This window comes from Microcoleus sp. M2_D5 (assembly GCF_036701935.1).
Classification (GTDB): domain Bacteria; phylum Cyanobacteriota; class Cyanobacteriia; order Cyanobacteriales; family Microcoleaceae; genus Microcoleus.
The window spans coordinates 64264-90479 of record NZ_JAUBRP010000001.1; the positions used below are offsets into that span (position 1 = coordinate 64264).

The 26216-nt window shown below is 45.0% G+C and carries 24 protein-coding genes and 2 CRISPR repeat arrays; of the genes, 13 read left to right on the forward strand and 11 right to left on the reverse strand.

What is annotated here, in order from left to right; translation table 11 throughout:
- Positions 1–145 precede the first annotated feature (145 nt).
- A complete protein-coding gene (locus tag QUA50_RS00285) occupies positions 146–1624 on the reverse strand; it encodes a bifunctional orotidine-5'-phosphate decarboxylase/orotate phosphoribosyltransferase (RefSeq protein WP_333258923.1) in 1479 nt (492 codons plus the stop codon).
- Between the two features lie 269 nt (positions 1625–1893).
- Here QUA50_RS00285 and QUA50_RS00290 point away from each other — a divergent pair, with 269 nt between their 5' ends.
- The 8 genes from QUA50_RS00290 (at position 1894) to QUA50_RS00325 (ending at position 10443) form a co-directional block, all read left to right on the forward strand.
- Positions 1894–1971, forward strand: a complete 78-nt coding sequence (locus QUA50_RS00290; protein WP_333299431.1) for a pentapeptide repeat-containing protein — start codon at positions 1894–1896, stop codon at positions 1969–1971.
- Positions 1972–1983: 12 nt separating this feature from the next.
- Positions 1984–2127 carry a pentapeptide repeat-containing protein gene (locus QUA50_RS00295; RefSeq protein ID WP_333258921.1) on the forward strand — a complete coding sequence of 48 codons (144 nt, stop codon included), beginning with the start codon at positions 1984–1986 and terminating at the stop codon, positions 2125–2127.
- 47 nt (positions 2128–2174) lie between these two features.
- Positions 2175–2885 carry a DUF547 domain-containing protein gene (locus QUA50_RS00300; protein WP_333258919.1) on the forward strand — a complete coding sequence of 237 codons (711 nt, stop codon included), beginning with the start codon at positions 2175–2177 and terminating at the stop codon, positions 2883–2885.
- A 256-nt stretch (positions 2886–3141) separates the two neighbouring features.
- Positions 3142–4193: a CRISPR direct-repeat array (repeat unit 37 nt; unit sequence GTTGCAATCAACCTAACTCCCTATCAGGGATTGAAAC).
- Positions 4194–4278: 85 nt separating this feature from the next.
- Entirely contained in the window at positions 4279–4626 is a 348-nt protein-coding gene (locus QUA50_RS00305; RefSeq protein WP_333258917.1) for a hypothetical protein, read from the forward strand.
- 152 nt (positions 4627–4778) lie between these two features.
- A CRISPR array of direct repeats spans positions 4779–5105; the repeat unit is 37 nt; unit sequence GTTGCAATCAACCTAACTCCCTATCAGGGATTGAAAC.
- 35 nt (positions 5106–5140) lie between these two features.
- A complete protein-coding gene (locus tag QUA50_RS00310) occupies positions 5141–5761 on the forward strand; it encodes a hypothetical protein (RefSeq protein WP_333258915.1) in 621 nt (206 codons plus the stop codon).
- Between the two features lie 521 nt (positions 5762–6282).
- Entirely contained in the window at positions 6283–7683 is a 1401-nt protein-coding gene (locus QUA50_RS00315) for a DUF2157 domain-containing protein (protein WP_333258913.1), read from the forward strand.
- Positions 7684–7781: 98 nt separating this feature from the next.
- Positions 7782–8480, forward strand: coding sequence for a GDYXXLXY domain-containing protein (locus QUA50_RS00320; RefSeq protein ID WP_333258911.1), 699 nt, complete (start codon positions 7782–7784; stop codon positions 8478–8480).
- Between the two features lie 838 nt (positions 8481–9318).
- Positions 9319–10443 carry a hypothetical protein gene (locus tag QUA50_RS00325; protein ID WP_333258909.1) on the forward strand — a complete coding sequence of 375 codons (1125 nt, stop codon included), beginning with the start codon at positions 9319–9321 and terminating at the stop codon, positions 10441–10443.
- Between the two features lie 274 nt (positions 10444–10717).
- Here the strand turns inward: QUA50_RS00325 and QUA50_RS00330 are convergent, their stop codons facing one another.
- Positions 10718–11050: a methyltransferase domain-containing protein gene (locus QUA50_RS00330; RefSeq protein WP_333258906.1), complete on the reverse strand. Its 333-nt coding sequence runs from the start codon at positions 11048–11050 to the stop codon at positions 10718–10720.
- A 702-nt stretch (positions 11051–11752) separates the two neighbouring features.
- Between QUA50_RS00330 and hemH the strand changes: the two genes are divergently transcribed.
- Positions 11753–12916, forward strand: a complete 1164-nt coding sequence (hemH, locus tag QUA50_RS00335; RefSeq protein WP_333258905.1) for a ferrochelatase — start codon at positions 11753–11755, stop codon at positions 12914–12916.
- A gap of 222 nt (positions 12917–13138) precedes the next feature.
- Here hemH and QUA50_RS00340 read toward each other — a convergent pair whose 3' ends face one another.
- On the reverse strand, positions 13139–13750 hold the full coding sequence (locus QUA50_RS00340; protein ID WP_333258903.1) for a DUF4126 domain-containing protein: 612 nt from the start codon (positions 13748–13750) through the stop codon (positions 13139–13141).
- A 409-nt stretch (positions 13751–14159) separates the two neighbouring features.
- Here QUA50_RS00340 and QUA50_RS00345 point away from each other — a divergent pair, with 409 nt between their 5' ends.
- From QUA50_RS00345 to QUA50_RS00360, 4 genes are all read left to right on the forward strand, one after another.
- Complete coding sequence (locus QUA50_RS00345; RefSeq protein ID WP_333258901.1) at positions 14160–15446, forward strand: Glu/Leu/Phe/Val dehydrogenase; 1287 nt, start codon at positions 14160–14162, stop codon at positions 15444–15446.
- Positions 15447–15462: 16 nt separating this feature from the next.
- Positions 15463–15624, forward strand: coding sequence for a hypothetical protein (locus tag QUA50_RS00350; RefSeq protein ID WP_333258899.1), 162 nt, complete (start codon positions 15463–15465; stop codon positions 15622–15624).
- Between the two features lie 68 nt (positions 15625–15692).
- Complete coding sequence (locus QUA50_RS00355; RefSeq protein WP_333258897.1) at positions 15693–16109, forward strand: element excision factor XisH family protein; 417 nt, start codon at positions 15693–15695, stop codon at positions 16107–16109.
- Positions 16097–16432, forward strand: a complete 336-nt coding sequence (locus QUA50_RS00360) for a XisI protein (protein WP_333258895.1) — start codon at positions 16097–16099, stop codon at positions 16430–16432. The genes QUA50_RS00355 and QUA50_RS00360 overlap by 13 nt, the downstream gene beginning before the upstream one ends.
- 65 nt (positions 16433–16497) lie before the next feature.
- On the opposite strand, the gene QUA50_RS00365 is transcribed toward QUA50_RS00360, so the two are convergent.
- The 8 genes from QUA50_RS00365 to QUA50_RS00400 all read right to left on the reverse strand — a co-directional run bounded on the left by QUA50_RS00365 (position 16498) and on the right by QUA50_RS00400 (position 25657).
- Positions 16498–17427, reverse strand: a complete 930-nt coding sequence (locus QUA50_RS00365) for a formylglycine-generating enzyme family protein (RefSeq protein WP_333258893.1) — start codon at positions 17425–17427, stop codon at positions 16498–16500.
- Between the two features lie 190 nt (positions 17428–17617).
- Positions 17618–17851 carry a hypothetical protein gene (locus tag QUA50_RS00370; protein WP_333258891.1) on the reverse strand — a complete coding sequence of 78 codons (234 nt, stop codon included), beginning with the start codon at positions 17849–17851 and terminating at the stop codon, positions 17618–17620.
- A 111-nt stretch (positions 17852–17962) separates the two neighbouring features.
- Positions 17963–18100: a hypothetical protein gene (locus tag QUA50_RS00375; protein ID WP_333258889.1), complete on the reverse strand. Its 138-nt coding sequence runs from the start codon at positions 18098–18100 to the stop codon at positions 17963–17965.
- Positions 18101–18264: 164 nt separating this feature from the next.
- Positions 18265–18465 (reverse strand): helix-turn-helix transcriptional regulator, encoded by a 201-nt coding sequence (locus QUA50_RS00380; protein WP_015175486.1) that lies wholly within the window; start codon positions 18463–18465, stop codon positions 18265–18267.
- A 498-nt stretch (positions 18466–18963) separates the two neighbouring features.
- Positions 18964–20046 carry a ribonucleoside-triphosphate reductase, adenosylcobalamin-dependent gene (nrdJ, locus tag QUA50_RS00385; RefSeq protein WP_333299432.1) on the reverse strand — a complete coding sequence of 361 codons (1083 nt, stop codon included), beginning with the start codon at positions 20044–20046 and terminating at the stop codon, positions 18964–18966.
- A gap of 235 nt (positions 20047–20281) precedes the next feature.
- Entirely contained in the window at positions 20282–22708 is a 2427-nt protein-coding gene (locus tag QUA50_RS00390) for an LAGLIDADG family homing endonuclease (RefSeq protein ID WP_333258886.1), read from the reverse strand.
- A 214-nt stretch (positions 22709–22922) separates the two neighbouring features.
- A complete protein-coding gene (locus QUA50_RS00395; protein WP_333258883.1) occupies positions 22923–23207 on the reverse strand; it encodes a hypothetical protein in 285 nt (94 codons plus the stop codon).
- Between the two features lie 287 nt (positions 23208–23494).
- Positions 23495–25657 carry a DUF4394 domain-containing protein gene (locus tag QUA50_RS00400; protein WP_333258881.1) on the reverse strand — a complete coding sequence of 721 codons (2163 nt, stop codon included), beginning with the start codon at positions 25655–25657 and terminating at the stop codon, positions 23495–23497.
- Positions 25658–26216 lie beyond the last annotated feature (559 nt).

Below are 26216 nucleotides of genomic sequence, written 5' to 3' on the forward strand. Positions count from 1 at the left end.
GCCCCCACCCGCCATTAATTAAAATATAAATCATTAAAATATTGAAAATAATTAATGTAAATTATTCGTTGGTGGGGGCGGGTTTATGATAATTCTTTGTGAGTTTTATAGCTCCGGGCGAACCCGCCCCTACAGGAATTGGGGTTTAATGTTCCGGTTTCAAAAGATTGAATTGCTCGGTATCGATGCGATTTGCTTGATACAAAGTTTGAGCAATTTCCGATAGCGCTAACACAGAATGTGCGCGATAACCGTTGGCCTGCATCTTATCTTTAACTCCCTGTTCGTGGTCGATCAATACCACGATATCTTCCACATTCAAGCCAGCCGATTTTAACTTGGCTGCGCCTTCCATCACGCTTTTGCCGCTAATCAAAATATCATCGACTACAACAATCGTTTCTCCTGCCTGAAAATGCCCCTCAATTAATTTGCCTGCACCGTATGTTTTCACTTCCTTGCGCGGGAAAATCATCGGGCGTTCCATCCGCAATGCTAAACCCGTTGCTGTGGGTAAAGAACCGTAGGGAATTCCCGCAATGCGATCGAATTTTAAATTTTTAAGAATGTCTGCATAAGCGCTGACAATTTGGTGGAAAATCTGCGGAATTGAGATAATTTTCCGCAAGTCGATGTAATATGGAAATACGGCTCCCGATGCTTGTACGTGGTCGCCAAAAACTACGCAGCCGATGTCATAAAGTTGCAAGATTAAATCGCGGTGAGGTTCCGGTTGCAAAAAGCAAACATCGGGCAGCCACAGTTCGCAAGTGGGACTACCTTCGATCGCCCGCACCCTCTGTTGATTAATATTATCCCGCAATTTCTCAATTTCTCGGCGCGGCTCTTTTCCCGCTAATAAACTTGGAGGGACTGGCAGCAATAAATCTTCACCATTTGTGCTTAAACCGGCCGCCAGCAGTTGTGCGAGGTCGTTTTCTTCTGTCAAGTCATTTTCTTCGGCGATGTCTCCTTCGACTAAAATTAGGCGTTCAGGAGCTTCTTTGCGGATGCGGGCTAACATATCCGGCATTACTCCTACTTCTAAACCGAGTTTTTCGGGAGTTCCCCAAGTTTGAGAGAGTCGGACTAATTGCAAGTAAAAAGGGTTGTTTGGCGTCGGGTATTCTTGCAAAGCAGCCCCTGACGGGTTGGCGGTGGCACAGAGGACAAAAACAGTTTTTCCGGCGTATAACAAAAATGGCGCTACTTGGTCGAATCCGGCATAGGGACTTAAGGTAATAGCGTCAACTCGCCAGTCTTGAAATACAATTTTGGCAAACACTGTGCTGGTATTTAAATCGCAGTGTTTGGCATCTAAAATTACTGGCAGGTGAGGGGGAATAATTGTTAAAATTTCTTGCAGTAATGCCCAACCGGGAATACCGAGAGATTGGTAAAAACCGAGGGTGATTTTGCAGGCACAGATTAAATCGGCTGTTTGGTCGATCGCACTTTTTAGCTTTGACAACAAATCAGTTACAAAAGTTTGAGTTTCTTCCCCAGTCATGGAAACCTGCGGGGGCAAGGTTTCCGGGTCGGGGTCGAGGGCTAAATAAAGCAAACTTTGATTGCTTTCAACAGCCGCTAACAGTTTATCGAAAAAGTTGGTTTGATCCGTCATAATTTGTTAGGAAGGTAAGGGAAATTAAAAAAAATGCAGCTCAAAGTGAGAGGGGTGTTGTACCGGAAGAAACCGATCCCCGTTGAAATTGAAATTAAGAATCTTTTAAGATTGTAGAATGTAAAGAGCAGGAAATCTGTAACTTTGGGAGCAGTTTCATGGGGAATGATTTCCGGGTTGGCTACACCAGTGATTTCACCTAAGCCGCAGCAAGTCAATTAGTTGTGGTAAACTAACCAGTGTCCGGGCGGTGATTTGATCAGCATTCCCTGCGGTACGCGAGTTTAGTAAATGCGAATTTGCAAGGGGCAGATTTGAGATCAGCAAATTTTAGACAAGCTAATTGATCCGGGGCAAATTTGAGCGGGGCTGCTTGGCTGCAAGCTAATTTACAAGGCGCTAATTTTACTCAAGCTAATTTAATCCAGAGTCCGTTTGAGGGGGTTAATCAAAAAAATGCTCAGGTTGCAGGTGTTATTTGGGTTGAGGCTAGTATTAAATAGAAGCAGAAGCTAAACCAATGCCCGCCTTACATTAGGGATAGTAATAAATGATCGCTACTATCGACTTTACGATTTGGGACGAGTTGCTGCAACGCTACGTTGACGATTTGGGCCGCGTCAATTATCGGGGCTGGAAAGCTGAGGGGGCGGATGTTTTGAGGGGGTGGCTGGAAAGTTTGGCCGCTGTGGATTTGGCCGATGGTACTGATGCGGATGCGCGGCTGGCGTTGTGGCTGAATGCGTATAATGCGATCGCAATTTCTCAAGTTCTGGAAGTATATCCGATCGCGTCCATCCGTCCCAAAGTTTTGGGAATTCCCAACTGGCTGAGTTTTTTGGATTTTTTCACTCGTTCAAATTCGATTATTGGCGGCAAAAAGTACAGTCTCAATCAAATCGAACACGGAATATTGCGGCCGGAATTTGCGGAACCGCGCATCCATTTTGCATTAGTTTGCGCTTCTGTCGGGTGCCCGCTGCTGCGCCGGGGGGCTTATTTCCCGGAGTCGGTACGGACTCAACTAGAAGCGGATGCCAGCCGTTTTATTCACAATCCTGATAAGGTGCGATATGATGCCCAGAAAAAGACGCTTTATTTGAGCAAGATTTTTAAGTGGTACGGGGAGGATTTTGTAAAGGCGGCGGGTTCGGTGGCTGAGTATGTGGGCGGTTATTTGGGGCCGGAGGCGGCTGTGGGTGATGGATGGGCGATCGTTTTTTTGCCTTACGACTGGAATTTGAATCGGGTTGAGGGTTGAGATTTCTGGGAATGGGTAGGTGTTTTTTTTTTTTGGGGGTGGTTTTTTTCGGTTGTATCGCTGGCTATGTAAGGATTTGAGCCACTTTCGGAAAAAAACAGGTTGGCGGAAACGCTGTAATGCTTGCTGTGATGGGTTTTGAGGGCTGTTGAGAATTTTGCCTCTTGACAGGTCGGTATTGAAATGGTACTTTTAATATGTACAAACGCAAACGAACCTTGAAAACTAAATACAGTAAGAGTTTCAGAAACCAACTGTTGCAATCAACCTAACTCCCTATCAGGGATTGAAACTCTATGATGCAATGAGCGCTATCGGCATCCGCACCGTTGCAATCAACCTAACTCCCTATCAGGGATTGAAACCGCAGATACGGCGCGCCTCCAGGCGCTCCAGGGGTTGCAATCAACCTAACTCCCTATCAGGGATTGAAACGGAATGAGTGAAGCTAAAGCCGGATTGTTGCTACAGTTGCAATCAACCTAACTCCCTATCAGGGATTGAAACTCGAATTGCGTTCCCGATCGGAGAATCGTCGATAGTTGCAATCAACCTAACTCCCTATCAGGGATTGAAACTTTTTACCAGGATGATAGCCGAGCCAGATATCGAGGCGTGTTGCAATCAACCTAACTCCCTATCAGGGATTGAAACAAAGTCGATTTAATCGATCCGAATACTTCGATCAGCGTTGCAATCAACCTAACTCCCTATCAGGGATTGAAACCCAATTTGAGCAATTTCCTCCTGAGAACCACAAGTTGCAATCAACCTAACTCCCTATCAGGGATTGAAACTCGCCTGCCAGTACGCGGTTGCGGATCGACCGCAGGTTGCAATCAACCTAACTCCCTATCAGGGATTGAAACCTCGATAAACCTCAAGGATGTAATCTTTTGTCGCCTGAGTTGCAATCAACCTAACTCCCTATCAGGGATTAAAACATGACATCAGTCCTTCTTTGCTGAGTTTGATGTAAGTTGCAATCAACCTAACTCCCTATCAGGGATTGAAACGCCGGCTATTATGCTATCCGGCATCAATACTGGGTAGCGACTGTTGCAATCAACCTAACTCCCTATCAGGGATTGAAACCTGATATCGGACACGTACCCGCCATTCCACCTAGGTTGCAATCAACCTAACTCCCTATCAGGGATTGAAACATGGACTATTACTTATTGCGATTAAGGGGTGAAGTTGCAATCAACCTAAATCCCTATCAGGGATTGAAACTTGGGAACAGAGTAAATACCCTCAGCTTTTTCTAGTTGCAATCAACCTAAATCCCTATCAGGGATTGAAACTTATGGTGTGGGGTGTTGATGTAAAGGACGGGTTTAAGGGTGTATGCTGTTAATATCTATTTGTTTATCTCAACAAGAACAAAGATATGAAAAAGATAGTTTTCATGGTTGTAATGCTGGCTATAACCCTATTTGTTGTAGTTAGTCCGGTTAATGCAGAGGGATTGAAGAGGGTAGTATCTACGAAAGGTGGTTTTGGGTGTGTTCATAAGGATTACCATCAGAAGCTAGTTGAGACTCTTGTGAATGGTGATAAAGAGGCTTTTGTTAAAGGACTTCTAACAGCTTATCAATCGGGTGAATGTTTAAAATTACAACAAGGGACGGTAGTTTTTGTGACTGATACTGCAATATGGGCTGGATTGAGTCGGGTTCGTCCAGAAGGTAGTATGGATGAATATTGGACATCTTACGAAAATGCAATGGGTCAATAGTTTTTCAAAATTTAGTTTCCTGTAGCAGAGTTTACAGGGCTTAGGCGGGGAAATACGAGTTTCCCCGCCTAGATTTATTTAGCCAAGTAAGGTTGGTGATATTCTCACGTCACTATCTAAAAATGGTGTGACTGTTAGAGCGAAACTTAAAGGTTGCAATCAACCTAAATCCCTATCAGGGATTGAAACAGATTTAAGGATCTCTAACTCTTGTTTTGCGTCCTCAAGTTGCAATCAACCTAAATCCCTATCAGGGATTGAAATAGCGGGAGAAATGTCAGACAAGTACCAGCTATCCCCGTTACAATCAACCTAAATCCCTATCAGGGATTGAAACGCTCTTGACGCGGGAGCTTCAAAGGGGGTATAATGTTGCAATCAACCTAACTCCCTATCAGGGATTGAAACTGGTGTATGAAATATACGATCCCAGACGCAGACAGTTGCAATCAACCTAAATCCCTATCAGGGATTGAAACGAAGAAATGAAAATTATTACTAGAGGAGAAAAATAATGGTATACAAACTATTAATTGCTGTGCTTTGTCTCATTCTTACATTTCCTACAGTTGCTTATGGATTTTCGGATGTAAATACTTTTAATGACTTAATAGATAATTCTACAATGGGTAAAACGAGTAAAACAATAGAAAAAAGTGATTATTACAAAGTAAGAGAAGCACTATCAGCCACTGAATTTATAGAATCCACAATAGAAAAAGTCCAGCCTGTTTCTCCACTACCATTCACACCAGTTCTTCAAATAGTAGGAGTTCTATCTAAGGTTTTGCAACTGGGAATATATCTGGAGGATTGGGGGCATACTGACTCCGAAATTGTAAGTAGAATTAATGATGTATTAACTTCTGTTAAACTAGAAAATTCTACCGATACAGAGTTATATATTAAATTTGAAAAGTATGTCAAAACTACTTTGCAAAGCTGGATACCAGACCGTGATTATCCGCAAATAGGATATCTACCAAAAAAACTACTGTACAATCAATCGCTGGGTGAATCCGAAATAACTAAATACTGGCCAGAAGCTCCTCAAAAAGAGCAGGCAGAATATGTTGCTTTAACTTTTGATGAATTAATTTTGAATTATCAATTGCTTGCGAATGATTTCCATTAAAGTAATTAAGATGGTTATCTAAATATAGCTTCCCTGCTCTTCAGATTGTATCGAGCGAGCAAAGACACTACCGAGTGTAATTCTGTCATTTATCTACTTGTCCAGTTGTTTACTAGACAAATTGTAACTTGTCCAGCAGACCACAATCCAACTCAACCCCTATTAGGGGTTGAAACTTGGCATTTATATGGAAAGGGTCGAAGGTGGTTGAAAGTTGCAATAAACCTAAATCCCTATCAGGGATTGAAACATGGCCTTAATCATGTTGATGGCTTCGTAACACCAGCGCCGCAATCCAACTCAACCCCTATTAGGGATTGAAACTCATTCGGCATATTCCACGCATATTTTATGCCCCGCAGCCGCAATCAAACTAAACCCCTATTAGGGATTGAAACTAACATCAAAACCCAAAAAAGACTTTTGTGCAAGTTAGACAGGTGTCCCAGCCTCCACCGACGATCGCCCCACAAATGACATATTAATAGCTATCACAGTTCAAATCCTCTGGAATATAAACAATGATTTCAGATAAATTTCGGCGCGAGTTGCGAGAACAAGCCAAACTCTGGCAAGCAGAAGGACTCATCGACACTTCATTCTACCAACAACTTTCGGAACGCTACCAATTCAACACACTCGAAACGGCCTCCCGCAACCGATTCCTCAGTATTCTGATGAGTCTCGGCGGCATTCTCCTCGGTATAGGAGTCATCACCTTTGTAGCCGCAAACTGGCAAGTTTGGTCGCGCGAAGTGAGAGTTGCACTGCTGCTAAGTCTTTTCGTAGCAGTCAATGCAGCAGGTTTCTATCTGTGGCGAATTCCCCCATCCCGAAGCAAAAACTCCAATCCCAATATGCCCGCAACAAAAGGGCGAAACAAACTCCTAGGTGAAGGATTGTTGCTGTTAGGTGCTCTGATTTTAGGAGCAAATATGGCATTGATGGCGCAAATGTTCCATATTGGCGGTTCTTCCTACGGACTTTTCCTTGCTTGGGGAATCGGCGTGCTCGGAATGGCTTACAGTTTGCGGTTGACTTCTTTGGGCGTTTTGTCCGCACTTTTAATCGGTTGGGGCTATTGGTTTGCCGTGTTAGATTGGTCTTCCAAAGTCGAGTTTTCTTGGCTGGAAGTTTTGGTGCGGCAAATGCCGATCGCAGCCAGTATAATGTTTGTGCCGCTGGCTTATTGGTGTCGATCGCGTGCTATTTTTGCCATAGGTGCGATCGCGATAATTTTTTCCCTAGAAGTTTCTATAGTCCAAGGGTTAAATCCAACCTGGGCTGCTGCAATTTTTTGTGCCTTACCGCCCGCTTTGCTGTGGGGATACGACGATGCAATCTGGCCCAAGGTACGCAGCAAGCTGTTTCAACCTACCGCCCGCAGTTTAGCCCTGCTGTTTCTCGCCGGTGTGTTTTATGTTCTTTCTTTCCACTGGTTTTGGCAAGATTTGCCGAATCCTGCGCCAACGGAGTCGGATTGGGTTTTGCTGGCAAATGTGGCTGTTTTGGGCGGTTTCACGGTGTTTGAGTGGCTGCGCTTGGGACGTTTGGAACTGCGGCGACCAAGACAAAAAGCAGTGGATTTGACTACAAGTGCGATCGGCATTTTAATCCTCGCCAGCGCCTTAATACCGCTTATTCACCTCAATTTTACTCCCCTTCCTCAATTAGCAACTTTTCTGTTCAATGTTTTATCATTTTTGCTCGCTGTCGGCTTAATCCGAGAAGGTTTAGCATTAGGAAACCGCCGGACTTTTTGGGGAGGCATGGTATTAATCACCCTACAAATTATCAGCCGAGTCTTTGAATATAACACAGGATTGTTGCTCAAATCTTTTGTATTTGTTTTGTGCGGAATTGGTGTAATTGCTGCGGGTTTGTGGTTCGAGCGTCACTTCGCAAAAATCCCCGATGAATAGAAATTATTCATCTCTCTCTTCTCTCACTCAGCGCCCTCTGCGTTCTCTGTGGTTTAATCATTCCGAAACAACCGTAAACAATATAACCCATACATAACATGAACACAAACAACATTGACTTATTAGTTGAAAATCCAGATACAACAAATCTGTTTCAGCTTCCCCCGGAAGCAAAACGCCTTCCTGCGTGGCGAATGTGGGTTCCTTTGCTGCTGCAAATCGGACTAATTGCCGCCGTACCCGCCACCGCAGTTTACACTTTTATTACTGGCAAAACAGTTGTCCTACAAACAGCACCAGTAGACCCTTACGACTTTTTGCGCGGATATTACCAAGTTTTGAGCTATGATATTTCCGATCTCACAAATCTCCAAAAACTCCCCGGCTGGAAAGATTTACCTACCGAAAAAACACTTTGTCCGCCCGGAATTGTTTGTCCCAAAAATACGCACAATCTCAAACCACAAACCAGTTTTTATGTAATCTTAGAATCCCCAAAAACTGCGACTAATCCCGGCCGCCCCCAAGCTTGGACACCCGTCCGCGTCAGTCTAGAAAATCCCGGCAATTTGCCCGCCAATCAAATCGCAATTAAGGGCAAATATAACGGTTGGCAGATGGAATACGGCTTAGAAACTTATTATATGCCAGAGGATGAAAGGGAAAAAGTCAATCAGGAGATTAGCGAAGCTCAAAGGAAGCAGCGACAATCTTTTTTGGTGGAAGTAAAGGTTGACAAAACAGGCCATGCTGTGCCTGTGAGTTTGTGGGTGCGCGATCGCAATTATCGATTTTAGCTGATATCTTGCACCATTGTCCGCAACAGGCAAGATGCCTGTTCCACAAGAAAATTTATATTTTGTGGAACAGGCATCTTGCCTGTTCCCAAACAAGTAATTGAGAATGGTGCAACCTATGAGTTTTAGCCAATCAGGGCAAAAAGTCGATCGGTCTTTTGCCCTTGTTTTGAGTATTTTTGCTTAGGGATGAGGCCGAGGTTCGGCGATTCCCTACCGCAACGGGCCCGCAGGCACAATGGGATAGCTTCGCTCGCGCCGACCTTTCAATTGCCGACAACCCAGGAGAATCTAGTGAAATACCTAACACTAACCTTGCGGTATAGTGTAGGCTTCGTGTCTCATTTGCCGTTGCTCTGTTGGGTATCCCATTACTGGGTATTCGTCACCTAAGACGATCCAAGTCTTACACAGCATCTCTGGCTTGGCAGCCTTTATCCCTTCATAGGGAACCCACGCAGAAACCCTGTTTCCCAAGGCAAAAAACTATTCCGTATGACAAACTTGGATTGTATTTCACATTAGAACGTATCCCAATAACCAGCGGTCTGTCTTTTCCCCCTTTCTCTCGCAGTTATCCTTGGTAAGCATACTACTGCTACTGTGACCTATTGTTTGCAGCCGAGTGGGTGGGTCGCAACCACTTATATCTTACCATCTTTTTGTGAGAAATCAGGAAATTTTTGATTATTTCATAGACCTTGCGAAAGCTTATATCCCAACGCCCAATTGAGTACAATTACAGCGTGGGACTTGCGCCAATTGAGTTAAGATATATAAGACTTGTGCAAATCTTGCCAGTTCAAGGGCGCAACTCATGACTCTACTGGAGCTTCTCATGTTAGCCGAGCTAATCTCTGCCAGACGAATACTCAAGACCAAACTCCTCGACTTCTTAGGACTTCCCGAAAATTGCCAAGACCAAACGGATCACCTCGTCAACCAAATTGTATCCCTCCTGGAAGCAAATCCAGCCGAACAAGAAAGATTTTGGGAGACATTCAAAAGTGAATTAGCCGTCGATCCGGTAGAATTAGAAACAATACTCAAGTGTTCCCCCGCAGAACGCCAGCAGTGGATTGAACAAGACAAACTCCCTATTTTAGAATACCGCTCTTTCCGCAAATCAGGAATCCATTTAGAATATCCCGTTCACGACAGAAGATTCATCTTAAGTCTAACGCCAACCGATATTAATAATTGGCGCAAAGAACCCAAAGGGCTGATTAAAAATAATTACAAAATACCCACCCCAATCAATACAGAAAAGCCAGAAGAAAACGAACAATCACGAGTAGCTTTTAGTTCAGAGTGGGAAAAAATCATTGCCGACTGGAAAGAACAAGGTTCGGAAGAAATTTCAGCAACCTTCCAGCTAGCTTACTGGACAGTTTGGGCGTCGCGGTGGGCAAAAGAAAATCAGCTCAACAGCTTTAAATCAATTAATAAATATAAGGAAATCTACGAAACTCACCAGCAGGAATGGTATCAGCGAAAAAATCAAGCAGTCAAGTTACTGATTGAAATGCCCTACGCCATGCTGTACTTCTACCGTCCGGCGGATTCTGACAAATTATATCTCGAACTGTGCGACGACCACCAGGAAATGATGAAAGATGCCTACTATTGGGACAAGTGGGACTTTTTCTATCAGAACCGCAAACTTGTAAATAAGTGCCGCGAATGTGTGTACTGCGAAACCAAAGATTATTACTCGCTTTACTACCTGGAAATCAAGAGCGACAAGTTTCCAGATTTTAGCTTTTCTTTCCACACGCCGTACACCATCGGCAGAAAATTTTTGCCGCATCCAGAAACGCTACCTTATGTAGACCACGTTGAACAGGACGGCATTTTTCGCTTTGGCCGTCCGCTGCTGGAACAAGAGAAAGCTATTCACACAGAAAAAGATGTATTGCTCAAGTTTGAGGCTGCTTTGGCAGCAGCTAAAAAGTTTGTTTAGTCATGAGTCATTAGTCATTAGTAGACTTATTGCAGATTATCTGGATTGATAGGGAAACCAATGATATCAAATCTGTTCGCATCGGAATTATTCAGATATCTATTCTCTTTATCTGCGTGAATGGGCGTCAATCCATTCTCATCTGCGGTTAATTTTTCTTTTTTTAACCGCAGATACAGGCAGATAAACACAGATTAACGCAGATAAATTAGATGAATTCCGGTTGCACCCTCGGTGATTGTTGACGGTTGATTGGATTTGATGCCCGACGATGCTATCGGATTTGATATGACTTTTGAACTTCGATTATTTGGATGCTGCCACCAGCATAAAGTTTGGGTTGTGGAGTTACTTCGGAATTGTCCGATCGCCATTCTACCTCTGCCAACAAACTCCCCAAGTCAGTTTCAGTCTCAAACAACCACAAAAATACAGCCAACCCTGACCTAAATACCGGATTTGTATGCCGGTGAATATCTACCAAAATGAATAGACCACCGGGCTTAAGCACGCGGTATACTTCCTGAAAGATTTGTCGCAATTGCGCCCGTTGCATTTCGTGCATCACAACGCTGCTGTGTACTCCTGTCAAACTGACAGTCGGCAAAATCTTCTAAATAATAATTGGCTGATGGTACATTTTTCGTTGGCCGTTGTGACCCAAACGAGCATGGCCGCCTACGCTCAAAGCAGCCAGACGCGCGATCGCAATCCTAGAGACACTGATACCGATAACTTAAATCTCTAAAAAGTGTTGCCATAGTCAAAATTATTTATACCTTGCTATCGACTTAAGATATTATCGGGAAATAGGGTTTAAAACCCCCTCCTTCTAGCACGGCTTTAATTTCTTAAATCCATTCCCAAAAATCAGGGAATTGCTGGCACTTGTGGTATACTACGATAGTCAAGGTTAAACTCCTTTGCTAAGAGTGAAACAGTTAAGACACACTTTTAGGCACAAACTGTTGGACACAGAGCAGCGAAAACTCTTAAAACAGCTAGAGAATAAACGTATTCTCTTAACCAGGAAACAAATATTTGGTTCATTTGTTAAGTAGGGTAGGGCATACCCGAACTCTAGGCTATATCCTAGTACGCTTTTGGAGACAGACCCAAAGAGGGTTGCTGTGAGTTGAACTCGTCAATTGGTGGTATTTTCTACGGTTGAAAGGTTTAAAAATTGCCGCAAGGACATAGCGCTTAAAGGTCAGTCGCTGAATTAAGAATCCCCACGCCTGTAGGCCCGGGAGTGTCAAATGATAAAGATAAGTAACAGAACTGAGACGATGGGAGAGCTGTAAGCGCTATGGGTCGTGTGGGAGTATTGCTATTAAACTTGGGCGGGCCAGATCAAATCGAGGATGTCCGTCCTTTCCTGTTCAACTTGTTTGCTGACCCGGAAATCATTCGCATCCCGTTTCCGTGGATGCAAAAACCTCTCGCCTGGTTGATTTCGACCCTGCGCTTTCAAAAATCCCAGGAAAACTACCGCCAAATCGGTGGCGGCTCTCCTTTGCGGCGAATTACTGAGGAACAAGCCACTTCCCTGCAAGAACTATTGCAAGAAAAGGGACAGGATGCTCGAGTATACGTGGGGATGCGCTACTGGCATCCTTTTACCGAAGAGGCGATCGCCAAAATAAAGCGCGATCGCATCGAACATTTGACAATCTTGCCGCTGTATCCTCAATTTTCCATCAGCACCAGCGGTTCTAGCTTCCGGCAGCTAGAAGAAATGTGGGGCAAAGATCCTGACCTCAAGGATATACAATATACCGCGATTCCTTCTTGGTATCAGCGGCCTGGTTACATTCAGGCAATGTCGGAATTGATAGCCCAACAACTAGACCACAATCCGAATCCCGATCGAGTTCACATCTTTTTCAGCGCCCACGGCGTCCCCCTCAGCTACGTAGAAGAGGCGGGAGACCCCTATCAGCGCGAGATAGAAGATTGCACTCGTCTGATTATGGAACATTTGAACCGATCGAACGAACACACTCTAGCTTATCAAAGTCGGGTTGGCCCGGTGGAATGGCTCAAGCCTTACACCGAAGACGCCATTACCGAATTGGCAGAGAATGGAGTCCAAGATTTGTTGGTAGTTCCGATTAGTTTTGTTTCCGAACACATCGAGACTCTGCAAGAAATTGACATGGAGTATCGAGAAATAGCAGAAGAATCCGGGATTAAAAATTTCTACCGAGTGCCGGCCCTGAATACTCATCCGGTGTTTATTGAAGCTTTGGCAGATTTAGTCATCGAGTCGATCGAATCTCCCAGCGTTAAATTCTCCGATGTTATACGCCCTTCCAAGATAGTGAAAATGTACCCTCAAGAGCAGTGGGAGTGGGGTTTGACCACGGGGGCGGAAGTCTGGAACGGTCGTGTGGCGATGATTGGTTTTGTGGCACTATTGTTGGAGTTAATTACGGGTCAGGGCCCGCTACACTCGATCGGCTTGCTTTAAATCGCTCATAGTTAGTTGGCAGTTGACAGAAGTAGGTTGGGTTGAGCGATAGCAAAACCCAACACCTTATTTCCAACCCAGAGTTGGGTTTCGTTACCTCAACCCAACCTACATATAGCTTATTTCCAACCCAGAGTTGGGTTTCGTTACCTCAACCCAACCTACATATTTTGAATTTCACTTAAATAACCAATAACCAATAACCAATAACCAATCATTAAATTAATCAGGATCGCCCTTGCGGCGGCGGGGATTTCCCCTGTCGCCCGGTATTCCCTGACTTTTATACCATCGATACCACTCTTTAGAACTGCGAATTGCCAGCCACAGCAGCATCATCGCCACTAACCCCCCCTGCCGCGGTGCGTCAAAAGCAAACAAAACCAAGGAAATGCACAAAACATCTTGGAGGAAAATCACCCAAATCGGCAAACCGCGCAGCCGGTAAAACCATCCTGCTTGTACCAGTTGCAGCACTAAAGCCAACAAACCTCCGACAATACCAATTATCCACAGCATCCAAGGGTGAGCAATAATTTCGTCGATCGAACTTACTTGAGCGATCGCAATTCCCATAATTGCTCCTACAATGGGGCTGAAAATAATTTGCACAATTTGCAGTACCCGCTGTCCTACAAAGGTTTTAGAAGCAAATAATTCTAACAGCGACCAACTCACCAAGATGGCGATCGCCACCTGGGGTGGAACCCCCGACAAGAGAGGTATTTCCGACCAAAGTTTGTCAATCCGCAACAAACCAATTAACAGCAGGGGCAGGGCAATTCTCATACCCCCTGCCGCAGACGCAGAGAGTGCGGCTAGGAGTCCAACCATAATAATAATTCAGTTTCTAACGTCAGCTAAAGCCTCGATCTATTTCAGAATTTAATTCCCCTGATGGCTGACTGTGATTTGAGCGATCGAACTCAAATTGAGGCTTGAGCTTAAATATCACCCTCTATTGTAAGTGTATCTGCTTAATCCTGCTTGGCACTGCGATATTGTCGATCGACACAAGGCAGTTTGTGAACAGTTAACCGTTGACAGTTGACAGAATTCAACCTGGATTGTGATTAAATTAAAATGTATAGGAAAACCAGTAGATTAGCCGAGACACTTAAAATTAAGATATCAGCTATTCTTGCTTCTTCTCTCTCTGACTTCAAAATCTGACGGACACTAAATAATTAATCCGTGTATCCGTGTCAAAATCCGTGTCGTGCTTTCCTTCTTCCTTCCAATTATGTCTGATTCATTATTTGCCGATGCCAGCCGCCGATTAGAACGAGCCTTAAAATATGTGTCGCTTTCCGAGGATACAATCGAACGGCTGAAATACCCCAAATCCAGTTTAGTTGTATCGATTCCCGTGCGGATGGACGACGGTTCCCTGCGAATTTTCCAAGGTTATCGGGTGCGCTACGACAATACCAGAGGCCCGTCTAAAGGAGGAGTGCGCTATCATCCGGGAGTCTCCCTTGATGAAGTGCAATCCTTAGCATTTTGGATGACTTTTAAATGTGCAGTTTTGAACTTGCCTTTTGGAGGAGCCAAGGGCGGAATTACTCTCAATCCCAAGGAATTGTCTAAACTGGAATTGGAACGGTTGAGCCGGGGCTATGTCGATGCGATCGCAGATTTCATCGGCCCGGATGTCGATATTCCCGCGCCGGATGTCTACACCAACCCCATGATTATGGGTTGGATGATGGATCAGTACAATATTATTAAGCGGCAGCTTTCTCCAGCGGTGGTGACTGGAAAACCAGTGACAATTGGCGGCAGTTTGGGCAGAGATACAGCCACAGCAATGGGTGCTTTTTTTGTAGTAGAAACTATCTTACCCAAATTTGAGCTAAATCCTCAAGATACAACTGTAGCGGTACAAGGTTTTGGTAATGCCGGTGCAGAAATAGCAGAACTGCTCTGGAAAGCAGGTTACAAAGTTGTTGCTGTCAGCGATTCCCAAGGGGGAATTTATGCTAAACAAGGACTGGATATCCCCAGTATTCGAGGCTTTAAAGACTCTAACAAAGGTATCAAAGCTCTTTACTGCGAAGGTTCTGTTTGCAATATTATCGAACACGAAGTATTGACAAATGAGCAACTTTTAGCATTAGATGTAGACGTGCTGGTTCCTGCCGCTTTGGAGAATCAAATAACAGAAGCCAATGTTAATGATGTTAAGGCTAAGTTTATTTTTGAAGTAGCTAACGGGCCGATTGATTCGGCTGCTGATTTGATTTTAGAAACGCGGGGAATTCAGGTAATTCCTGATATTTTAGTCAATGCCGGAGGCGTAACGGTTAGTTATTTCGAGTGGGTGCAAAACCGCAGCGGACTTTATTGGACGCTGGAGGAAGTCAATCAGCGGTTGAAGCATAAAATGGTCGAAGAAACTGAGGCAATTTGGAAAAAATCTCAGGAATTGTCAGTTTCCATGAGGACTGCTGCTTACGTGTACGGGTTAAATCGACTCGGAGAAGCCATGAATGCGAAGGGAACGCGGGATTATTATGTGAACGGTTGAGGGAAGTGCGGTAAGATTGCGCGATCGTACAATCTTACCGCAGTTATTCGAGAAAAGTGCAGTCTACGAACCGACTTGGCAAAACTTGGCTTTGAATTGGGGAATTTTAGGATTGCACGCAGCAGTTTATTTAACCGCCACTTTGCTGTTGCAGAAGCGGAAATATATTTTCAAATAACGCACGATGGGTCGTTGCTCCGACGCCGCCCCTGAAAGGTCAATCAATTTTTTGGTATAATTACTTTCATGCCAAGACAAGACATCTATCATGATTGCGTCAAAAATGCTTTAGCCAAAGATGGCTGGGAAATTACAGACGATCCGCTGACAATCGAATTTCAAGACCTGCGTCTCTATGCGGATTTAGCAGCAGAGAAGCTATTCGCTGCTGAAAGGAATCATCGAAAAATTGTTGTAGAAATCAAAAGCTTTACGAGTCCTTCATTAGTTTCCGAACTAGAAAAAGCTGTCGGACAATACAATATATACCGAGGCTTTTTGAGGCGGCAGCATCCCGAAAGAGAAATATATTTAGCAGTACCTCAACAAATTTATCAAGGATTTTTTATGCGTGTTTCTATTCAAACGATCGTTCAAGACCAAGAAATTAAGTTAATTGTTTTTAATCCAAGTTCAGAGGAGATAGTACAATGGATAAGCTAGAAAAGTATCGGCAGATAGTTCAAAAAATTGTAGCCGTTCACGGACAGTATAAATCCAGTCAGCCCGAAATTGAAAGTCTGACAATTTGCGATCGACAAAACGATAACTATTTATTGATGGGTGCAGGATGGAATCAAACTGGCAGAGTTCACAATATTGTTTTGCACCTCCGCCTTCGCGAAGGGAAGATTTGGATTGAATGGGATGGTATTGAAGAAGGAGTGACTCAAGAATTGCTAGAAGCTGGAGTTTTACCGCAGGATATCGTGCTGGCTTTTTATCCTCCTGAAATGCGGGTTAATACTGGGTTTGCAGTTGCTTAATATCAAACCAAATCCGAGTCTAATACTCTCTTTGTCTGTGTAACGACAGTTGTCAACATGGGAGACTACAGCACAGAACCGGAAACCAAAGCAACGCGAAAACCGATGTCGTTGCTGCGGACGATCGCCGGGTTCCTGGTACGATAGGCACTGCGGCAAAGGATCGCATTGTTGAGCCAAGAACCGCCACGCAGCACCCGGCGATCGTCTGTGCCAGCTTCCCAGGAACTTCCGTCAGTTGGTGCGCCATTGTAGCTATCATGCCACGTATCGCTGCACCACTCCCAAACATTGCCGTGCATATTGTACAGTCCAAAAGCATTGGGGGGAAAACTCCCTACATCAGTTGTTTCTCGCCCCCAAAGTCCTTTGGGGGCTTTTGCGTAGGGGTAGTTTCCGTCATAGTTGACTAATTCCGGGGTAATGGTTTCCCCAAAATGAAATGGGGTTGTTGTACCCGCACGACAGGCGTATTCCCATTCTGCTTCACTCAGGAGGCGATATCTTTCCCCGGTTTTTTGCGAGAGTTTGCCACAGAATTCGACGGCCCTATTCCACCATACACATTCAACGGGAAGTTTTTTATAATCTATAGACCACGATAGAAACCACGATGGGTTTTTTCCCATCACTGCTTTCCACTGTGCTTGAGTGATGGGGTATTTTCCTGCATAAAAAGCAGGTACTGTGACTTGATGCTGGTGGTTTTCATCATCCTCTCGTCCTAATTCGCTGTCGAGGGAACCCATCATAAATGTACCGCCGGGAATGTATACCATTTCCAGTACAATGCCGTCACCTAAGTTTTCCGAAAAAAAGTGAGCAAAGGACTTTCTGCGATTGTTTTCTTTTCCATACGCATCGACTGTGATGACATCAAATTCAAAATAGTTACGTAAATGTTGTTTGAATTTCTCCTTATCCCTATCTTTCAACAGTGAATAGGCAGCAAATTTCACCTGCATTGACTCATCCCCCAATGCTTGAATTATCAAGTCTAAGCCTGCTTCTCCATATTTCAGCGCTTCGGAGAGTGCGGCGATTCTAACTTCGATCGCGGGTGAAGCTAAGCGACTTTTAACGCCGGGGATACCTCCGAGTACCGCAGCATTGACAGGAATTAAATTTTTGCCGCCGAGAACGGCATCGTATTCTCTAGGTTAATTTTGGTGGTTTGACATGATTTCAACTGGGGAGTTTTGCTAGTTGATCCGGCTGCAATGGAGGCATCGCCAGCAACTCATCAACTGAGAAAGGTTGGGGTTGAGGAATTGCAGCTTCAGCATCCATCAGTTCTTTCATTTTCTCAAAAATCAAAACAGTTGCTTCTTCTCCGTCCGTTAGTTTATCGTAACAATAAGGTATGGAAAACCAATGCTCAAAAGCAATCTCTAACAAACCGTTAGTTGCTAATTGCACTTGCCAATATCGAGAATATCTAGCATCTACTATCTCAAATAACGGGGCCCGATTGTGTATGGGATAATAAGTATACCGCTCATCGCAAATACAGTACGATAAATTCCCTTGTCATTCAGAGATAGCATAGACAATATACTCTTTCCCTACTATCAGTTTAAATTCAGTTTCTTGGGTGATGTCTAACGGTGGATTTAGGTAGTTTTCCGGCAAATAAGCCCCTTTGTTGGCAATGCAGCGAATCTTCATATTCTAAAAAACAGGCTAGTTTTAATTGTACGATCGGGCTTTTAATCATTTCCGTTTAATTCAGAATTGTATCTGATGAAGTTCTGTAGATACCGTAGGGTGCGTCGCTGTCTATAATCTGCGGATCGGCTTGAAAATCTCGTAGCGACGCACCATACAAATATTTAATCTACCAAATCGTCTAAGGAAAGCTTCAGGAGGTCGCACAATGCTTTCGTCTGTTCGAGATAGAGTTTTGGAATATGTCTGCCCGCTTCCCAATTTTTCACAGTGGTTACAGTCACGCCCAATTCATCAGCAACTTGCTGCTGCGTCAAAGACAGCGATTGGCGTCGCTGTTTGAGTTTTTCCCCCACACTACTCATTAACTATCCAAATTCAGAATTCCTCTGGTTAAGTTGACTTAACCACCATTTGTCCGTAGTATGAGAGGAGAACATCACATTCGTCAGAAAGCCAGTGCGTCCAGGCTACCAACCTATCAGCACTGGCTGTGGCTCCCATACGTAGGGCGACAAGTTCATTATGCCTTACAAAGAACGACTTTACCGCTTCCCGAACACGGGGAGGGAGTTCTTTCTTTCCTAGTGATATCATCATGTCCGATCGATTGACATGATTGCTGTAGGGGCGGGTTCACCAACAATACTTGCCTAAAATGAATAATATCGTAAACCCGCCCCCACCCAACGACTAATTGTCAGATATCGTCCAATCGATCGCGCATAATACAATTGCCGGGGCGGGTTTTTGAGATAGTCGATTTTAGGCAATTATGGTCGGTGAACCCGCCCCTACGATTTTTTTAACCGGGAATTAAACATAAAGAATCCCCCAAAAATGGGGGATTTCATTTAATGCTATTACATAGCCTTAGTCTCCGGCATCAAACACTTATCGGAATCGCAGCCCGCCGGCCCCGAATCCATCATTTCACCCAAGTCATAGCGACTCAGTGCCGCGTGAAAAACATCTACTTGGCGGCGCGCTAAAGTCTCTTCCACCATCTTGGTGTAAGTTTCCTTGTTTATCGGTTCAAAGGGCAAACGCGGGAAAGTTTCAAGAGCATCAAACCTAGCTAAAAGCGCTGCGGAAATGTAGCCTTCATCATCGCGAATCGCTTCGTAAATCCGAGTACCCAAACTTTCAACTTCATTTTCCCGCAACTCAATCGTGGCCGAAGTGTTATGTCTGACATAGAACTTTTGTACCTGCATATAAAAGTCCATTTGTGCTGCCGCTGAGAATTTGTTAATGTCAATTTCATCAGCACCGGGTAAATCAGCCCAACTTACCGCAACGGGTATTTCTACCAGCCATTCTGTACAGCGTTCATCGAAGGGATTGTTCAGCAAATTGCCGTTTTCATCCTTGTCAGATTGAGACGGAATTACGTTGTATCCGTAGTCGATGCAAGCGAGGGCTACGGGGTCGTTTTTGCCGAAAGTGATCCGGCGAATGAAACGCTGGGCTTTCGGCGGATGCCAGCCGGGAGAAGCACCTGTCAGCAGAGATTTAGTACCCGATGGTTGAACGGTTGTGCAGCGATTTGGGCGTTTTAAGGAATGGCGATCGCAATAATCCCATACTACCCGATTCACAATCTCGCGCCAACCACTCAAATACTCTTCTTCCCGCTGTTTAAAAGCGATTCCTTGGGGAGTTTGCGGGCGGCCTTCCACCCACCAGCGCAGCCACTCAACGCCAAAAGCATGAACGAAGAAATCGAACAATCCCGTGAAAGATACGCCGACAATCGGGTCTAGTTCGCGGCTGTATTGATAGCGGGGTTCAAGAAATTTGTGATTGAGAAGTACCGCGACAGATAGAGCCGCAGCCCTGAAAGCTTCCTCCTGTTCTTTGAAGTTGTAAGGATCAATTTGATTGAGGTGAACCTCAGCCAAATTACAGTGGAAATTAGAGCCGATGATTTCCAGTTTTGTTATCCTAAAGGCTTTTTATCCTTTAGTTCTACAGATTCAATATTCCCTGTAGCTCGGCGTACTTTTTCATTTACTGTAGTTGTCAATGCCCCGCACTCTTGCCAGGATTATGTTCTTCCAAAAAGAAGGTTCACCCGGTACGCTCTACGGTGGTAAAGGATTTTTAATTCCCCTACTTACCTCGGAGTTAACATCTCAGTATTCTCCGATTTTGCGAGGTTTTTTACGTGAGGCAAAATTACTTACCACACGGGTTTAAGCCCACGCGGACTAACCGATGCTCTAATTCTTCCACAGTCATATTAGGATGGCGTTCCTGCAACCACTCTTTAGCTTTTCCTTCGTCGTAAGCTTTCAAAAACTCAAGTTTAAGACTCGGTGTTGAAAGTAAATCAACGTTAGAGCGAGCTACAGCTTCGCCGGCCCATTGAATCGCACCTTCGCCACTATAATACTGTTTTCGGACAGCCTCAATACATTCTTCTAGTGTAGGTTTGCTATGAAAAACACGGGTATGATTTGCCATACGAAGGGCATCGCGCTCTGGATCGATTCTCCAGTTGCCGCTTTCATCTTGTTGCCACAAATTGTTTTTAGCATTTGCACCTAGTTCATCACCCGATTCAAACTGACGCATTCCGGCGCTGTTGTGCACTAGCAAGCCATCAGCAATAAACTCATGATCGCCTTCGACTTCAATATCGAAAGTTTCAGCTTGACCCGCCGGTGCTACAAACAGAACTTCTATTGGCAACCAGTGAGGATTTACCGCACCCTCTGCCATTAGAGCATCCCAATTTGCATCCCTGTGTCCTCGTCCTGTTGGATGGGCAATTAATCGAGAAGCATGAGATTTTACAGAAGGCTTCCAACCTGCTGTCGAAGCTTCTTGAATTAACTGATAAGGCAGGGATAGCCCATTCTTTTTTCCGAGACGGATAGTAAAGCCATCACGCACTGCAAACTGATTGATAAAAGCAACAACTACAGCTTGAGATTGTAAGCCACGAATGTGAAGAGCATGGCATCCGTCATACACTTTGTCCCGACCTTTAAGAACTCTGCGCTGCCGTTCTTGAAAGGTTGTAGCTATTCCCAGAGAAAGTGCTAGTTTTTGAACCTCCTGTAAAAACTCTAACTTGCTAGAGTTGACCAAAACATTTCGGGAAGGAGTGCCATCCGCATCGCTCAATCCTGCGAGAAAAGCAGCTCGAATTTCCCGATTTCCTTGCCAGACAAACTCTGGGATTATAGGACATTGCCAGGGCTGCTTGTACTGTCCGAGAGTCTCCGCAAATTCTTTGCGATAAACATTGATATTCGCATGAGTGCCTTGAATATTCAAAGCAGGATGATAGCCGAGATTGCTGATAATTCTGAGAATCTTCTCTCCTAAGATTCCCTGTAAGCGTTGGGTTGAAATGGCAAAGCTAACGACTCCACCACCACCATTTCGTCTTTTAGTAGATTCTACATCGGCGTGACCATCACCAATAAAGAACCCGACAAGCCATGCCCAATCTGTTGTAGAGTTCGGTAGTCCTTTCAAATGAGGAACAGATATCAGACGATCGCCCTTTTGCAATTCACCTGCATATTTCCAAGTGTAAGAGCGCAATCCATCATAGACAGCAACGCGATGATTAGCAGTACAACGAATCGAAGTTACTGGGGTGCGGATTTCTAAAACATCCTGAGTACCTTGGATAAATTTATTGACAACAGGACGATATTCACCCGACGAAGTTAACACCAACTCCCCAACCTGAATATCTTGGATACGCTTCATCCCCGAAATTGCTGAAACCCTTGTCCCGTAAGCGATACATCGGCGTATGTTGCCAGCGACGATTGTGACCGCCGCTTCATCAATCAACACGCAGCATTCAACAGAATTTAACTGCCGCCCTTGAGCTTTATTCAAAATAGCGGCGCAGCGCTGATAAAGGTCGGGCAATTTCACCGGATTTGCTACTCCGCCAAAACCTTTTAAAGGTTCTCCCACCGGGCGAACGTCGCTCAAATCGATGAATACTTGAACTTCTCCGGCAAATCTTTCATCTGTGGATAATTCCAGCAAAGTTTGATAGGAGTTTACCCAACCTTGGCGAGAATCTCCGACATAAATAGTTGCGGTTTTTTCTGCTATTTTTACTTCTGTTTCTTGACGGCGCAACTCGGCGGGTGTAGAGCCGATTTCGCCTTGCATGGTTAGGGTTAAACGGTTGCGAATCGGCGGCAGTTGGTTGATATATTGTGGTTCCAAGACGGCCCCTGTGCCGCAGCCCATCATTGCCAAATCCATCAACAAACCAAAGGAACGCCAGTCGAGAATATTTGTTGAGGAGCAATTATATGCGCCGGAAAAATTCTCTGGTTGCTCGATCCATTTGCTGCCACCTACCCACAGCCAGCGGCCTGAAGCGAGGGTTTTGAGCTCGTTTTGCATCCGGTGCAGCAGTTGTGTTTCTTCGGGGGTGAGGTTTCCCAGCGATGCCAACCCCTTGACGGTTCGATCGCACACTTGGGCCCAAGTCTCCCTTCCCGTCTCGGTGCGGCGGCTGTAAGTCCTGAAAAATACTGGATTGGCTGCGGGTGCTGTTTCGGGGAAATCGGACAGGTTGCGTTTCTCGCTGGCACTCGATCGCTCTAATTCTCGAACCATAGGTTGTGTACTGACGTGTCGGAATAAATCAACAGACTACGAATATACAACAGGATTCAGATTTAGGGTAAAAGGTTAATATATTTGACAATTTGCACTAAATATGGGGCATCTGTCGATTTTAGATTTTAGATTTTAGATTTTCGATGGCAGAAAGCCATCCTAATTCGATTTGGGATTTGGGATTTGGGATTTTCGATGGCAGAAAGCGACCCTAACGAGTCGTTAAAAACTCAATATTCGGCAACAGCGGGTCTTGAACAACCCCCACACCGTTAAATCCCCAACGTTCCAGCAGCGTTTTCACAGATGAACCGGAAATCGATTCTACCCCGAATCGATCGGCAACCTCAGCAGCGTGGGCGTTGAGATAGCTCAAAGCGTCATAGTCTTCGCGAAACATCAGCAGGTAACTAACTGCCGCATCTGGATGGGGATTGGCACAGAGATATTTGCCGTCACTGCGGGAACGGAGCAAGTAAAAAACTTGAGATAACATCTTATCTTTGTTGTCAAAATAATATGCTACCTCAAGTTGGGAATTTTGAATTTGGAATTTTGAACTTGTACTCTGGCGTAGCCGAAGTATTGGGAATTGCCCAAACGATTTTAGATTGACAACTAGGACTAATGCCAACTCTCACATGACCATCGACTTGTAGCCAGTTGGCATGAGTCCTGCAATTTGAGAGTGTAGAAAAGTTGACTTGTTTTCAATTTTCCACCTAAAAACTACATACATACTTGATGCCTAAAATCAATCTAAAATCGCTGGGAATCTAGCAGTTAAATCAAAGTCAGTGCTAAACCTTTAATCCCTCGCCCGTCGCCAATTTGACCTACAATCGAAGCTTGACCGGTCGTCAAATTGATATTGTACAGACTGGAAACTCCGCCAACCTCGATCGCGGCCAAAGCCCTCTCGTTACCGCCAACACTCCTGATATCAAAGCCGAGAACGGTACCAGCATCAATTCCCAAAGATCCGATCGTATTCAACACTCCATTATTCGGCGGATCTTGCCGCACCAAAATGTCTAAATTGGTGTCAATTGCAAACAGCGTTGTCGAAGTTGCCCCGGCAAAATTATTCACATAGGCAGCCGCAGCCGCCGCGCCGGGATTGCCAAAATTGCGATCGCCCGCAGCATAAGTCAAATTCCCGTCAAGTTGAACTCCCCCCGTCAGCGTGTCAAAATCGACAAGTGCTCCGTTATCCGGGTTGAGGCGGGCGTTTTGACCCGCTTGATTGACAAACCGAATTCGATCGACTGTCGGATTGAAATCAAAACCCGCAGCCCCCGGAGTTAGGGGAACAGCAAACTGCCCGCTACCGACGGCACTTGCTTGCCCAGTAACTGGATTAATCGCGTACAAGCGATTGCTAGAACCCACACCGTATAGCACACCGTTAGCGGGGCGAAAATCAATTCCCAGCAAACTTTCTCCCGGCTGCAACCCAGTAACTGCCACGTCACTGAGAATGGCCCGCGGTGCCGCCTCGTTAAAACCGACAATTGTTTCAGCGCCATTTCTGACAGTTAAGGCGTAAGCTGTAGGCAAAGGCAAAGCCAAACCGTTAATCTGTCTTCCGTCGGCAATTTGACCGACAAAGGAAGCTTGACCGCTACTTAAATTGATATTGTACAAGCCCGAAATGCCACCGACTTCCAGCGCCGCCACTGCCACCTCGCGGCCGCCAATACTCCTGATATCAAAGCCGAGAACGCTATTCGCATCAACTCCCAAAGATCCGATCGTATTCAACCCTCCATTATTCGGCGGATCTTGTCGCACCAAAACATCCAAATCGCTGTCAATTACAAACAGCGTTGTCGAAGTTGCCCCTGCAAAGTTATTCACATACGCAGCCCCTGCTGCCGCCGGATTTGACCCAAAATTGCGATCGCCCGCAACATAAGCCAAATTCCCGTCGAGTTGAATTCCCCCCGCCACCGTGTCAAAATCCACAAGTGCCCCGTTATCCGGGTTGAGGCGGGCGTTTTGATCGGCTTCATTGACAAACCGAATTCGATCGACTGTCGGATTGAAATCAAAACCAGCAGCCCCCGGAGTTAGAGGAACAGCAAACTGCCCGCTACCGACTGGACTTGCTTCCCCAGTCATCGGATTGACAGTATACAAGCGATTGCTAGAACCCACACCGTAAAGCAAACCGTTAGCCGGCCGATAATCAATTCCCAGCAAACTTTCTCCCGCTGGCAATCCAGTCACGGGCAAATCTGTGAGGACACTTCCCGGATTGGAAAGACTAAAACCGACAATCCGATTAGCAGGAGTTAAAGCATAAGCCGTTGTCCGCGCTGGAGGCGGGGGATTGGGAACAACGCTGCTAATATTATTAGTGAAACTTGCCTGGTTAATCGCACTTTGCCTCACCCCTCTGAGAGTAGCGAGAAATTCTCCTGTTACCCGGTCTTGAATAACAGTATCGTTTCCAGCTTCCAGAATATTCAAGTCGCTAAAACTGAGGCCTTCTCCCAAACCGATTAAATCTGTACCTGGTACAAAATCCGCGATCAGGTCAGCATTTGCCAAACTAACACCGCCGCTGGTACCGAAAGGGTCAGCCTCAGCGTAGCGCCTCAAAACAAATACGTCTGCCCCCTCTCCCCCTATCAGGATATCAGCATCTCGATCGCCCGACAAAACATCATTGCCGGAGTTGCCCGATATGGAATCGCTGCCTTTCCCGCCCACTAAAAAATCGTTACCTTCTCCGCCGTTAATAATGTCGTTATCTAAATCTCCAAAAAGCGAATCTTGACCAGAATTGCCCTCAATTAAATCGCTTTGCTTGCCTCCATAAATGCTGTCATTACCAGAGTTTCCGGCAATGGTGTCAGTGCCCATCAAACCAAAAATCAGGTCATCTTCTGGAGTTCCTGCTAGCAAGTCTGCTTGGGCGGTGCCTCTAATTTCTGCCATCCTCTAATCACCCTCTAAATTTGATACTTCTGTTGCCTAACGGCGGTGGTATTCTCAGTCAAAATATCACAAATTCGCACTTTTAGGATAGTTTTTCTTATTTTCGGCTGTAGGGGTGGGTTGCCATAAAAGTATTACACGCAGCTAAAATGATATATAAACCCGCCCCCGGATTCAAATAGACCCACTCCTAAAGACAGATCGCTTAGCCGTATTTTATGGTTTGGTGTGTAGCTGGCAGGCGATCGCAGCTCAACTGCAAACAGCCAAGCTGAAATTTTTAGCGGTGCGAACCTATGAAATTTTGTACTGCGTTCATTAGTAATATACGCTGACTCTATAATTTTGGATCTGTACAGTTAGAAAAATTTTTTTAACTTTAATCTTAAAGCTTGCGAAGGTGAGCTTTGTCTGTGTAGCGGCGACCACTATCGCTTAATATAAAGTCGAGTATAAATGCGGAATTGGCACAATAAGTTAGTTGAACAGTCGTCTTCAGACGACTTAGGAATGAGAATTAAATAACTTACAATTTTAATGGTACTTGTGGGATGGGCGT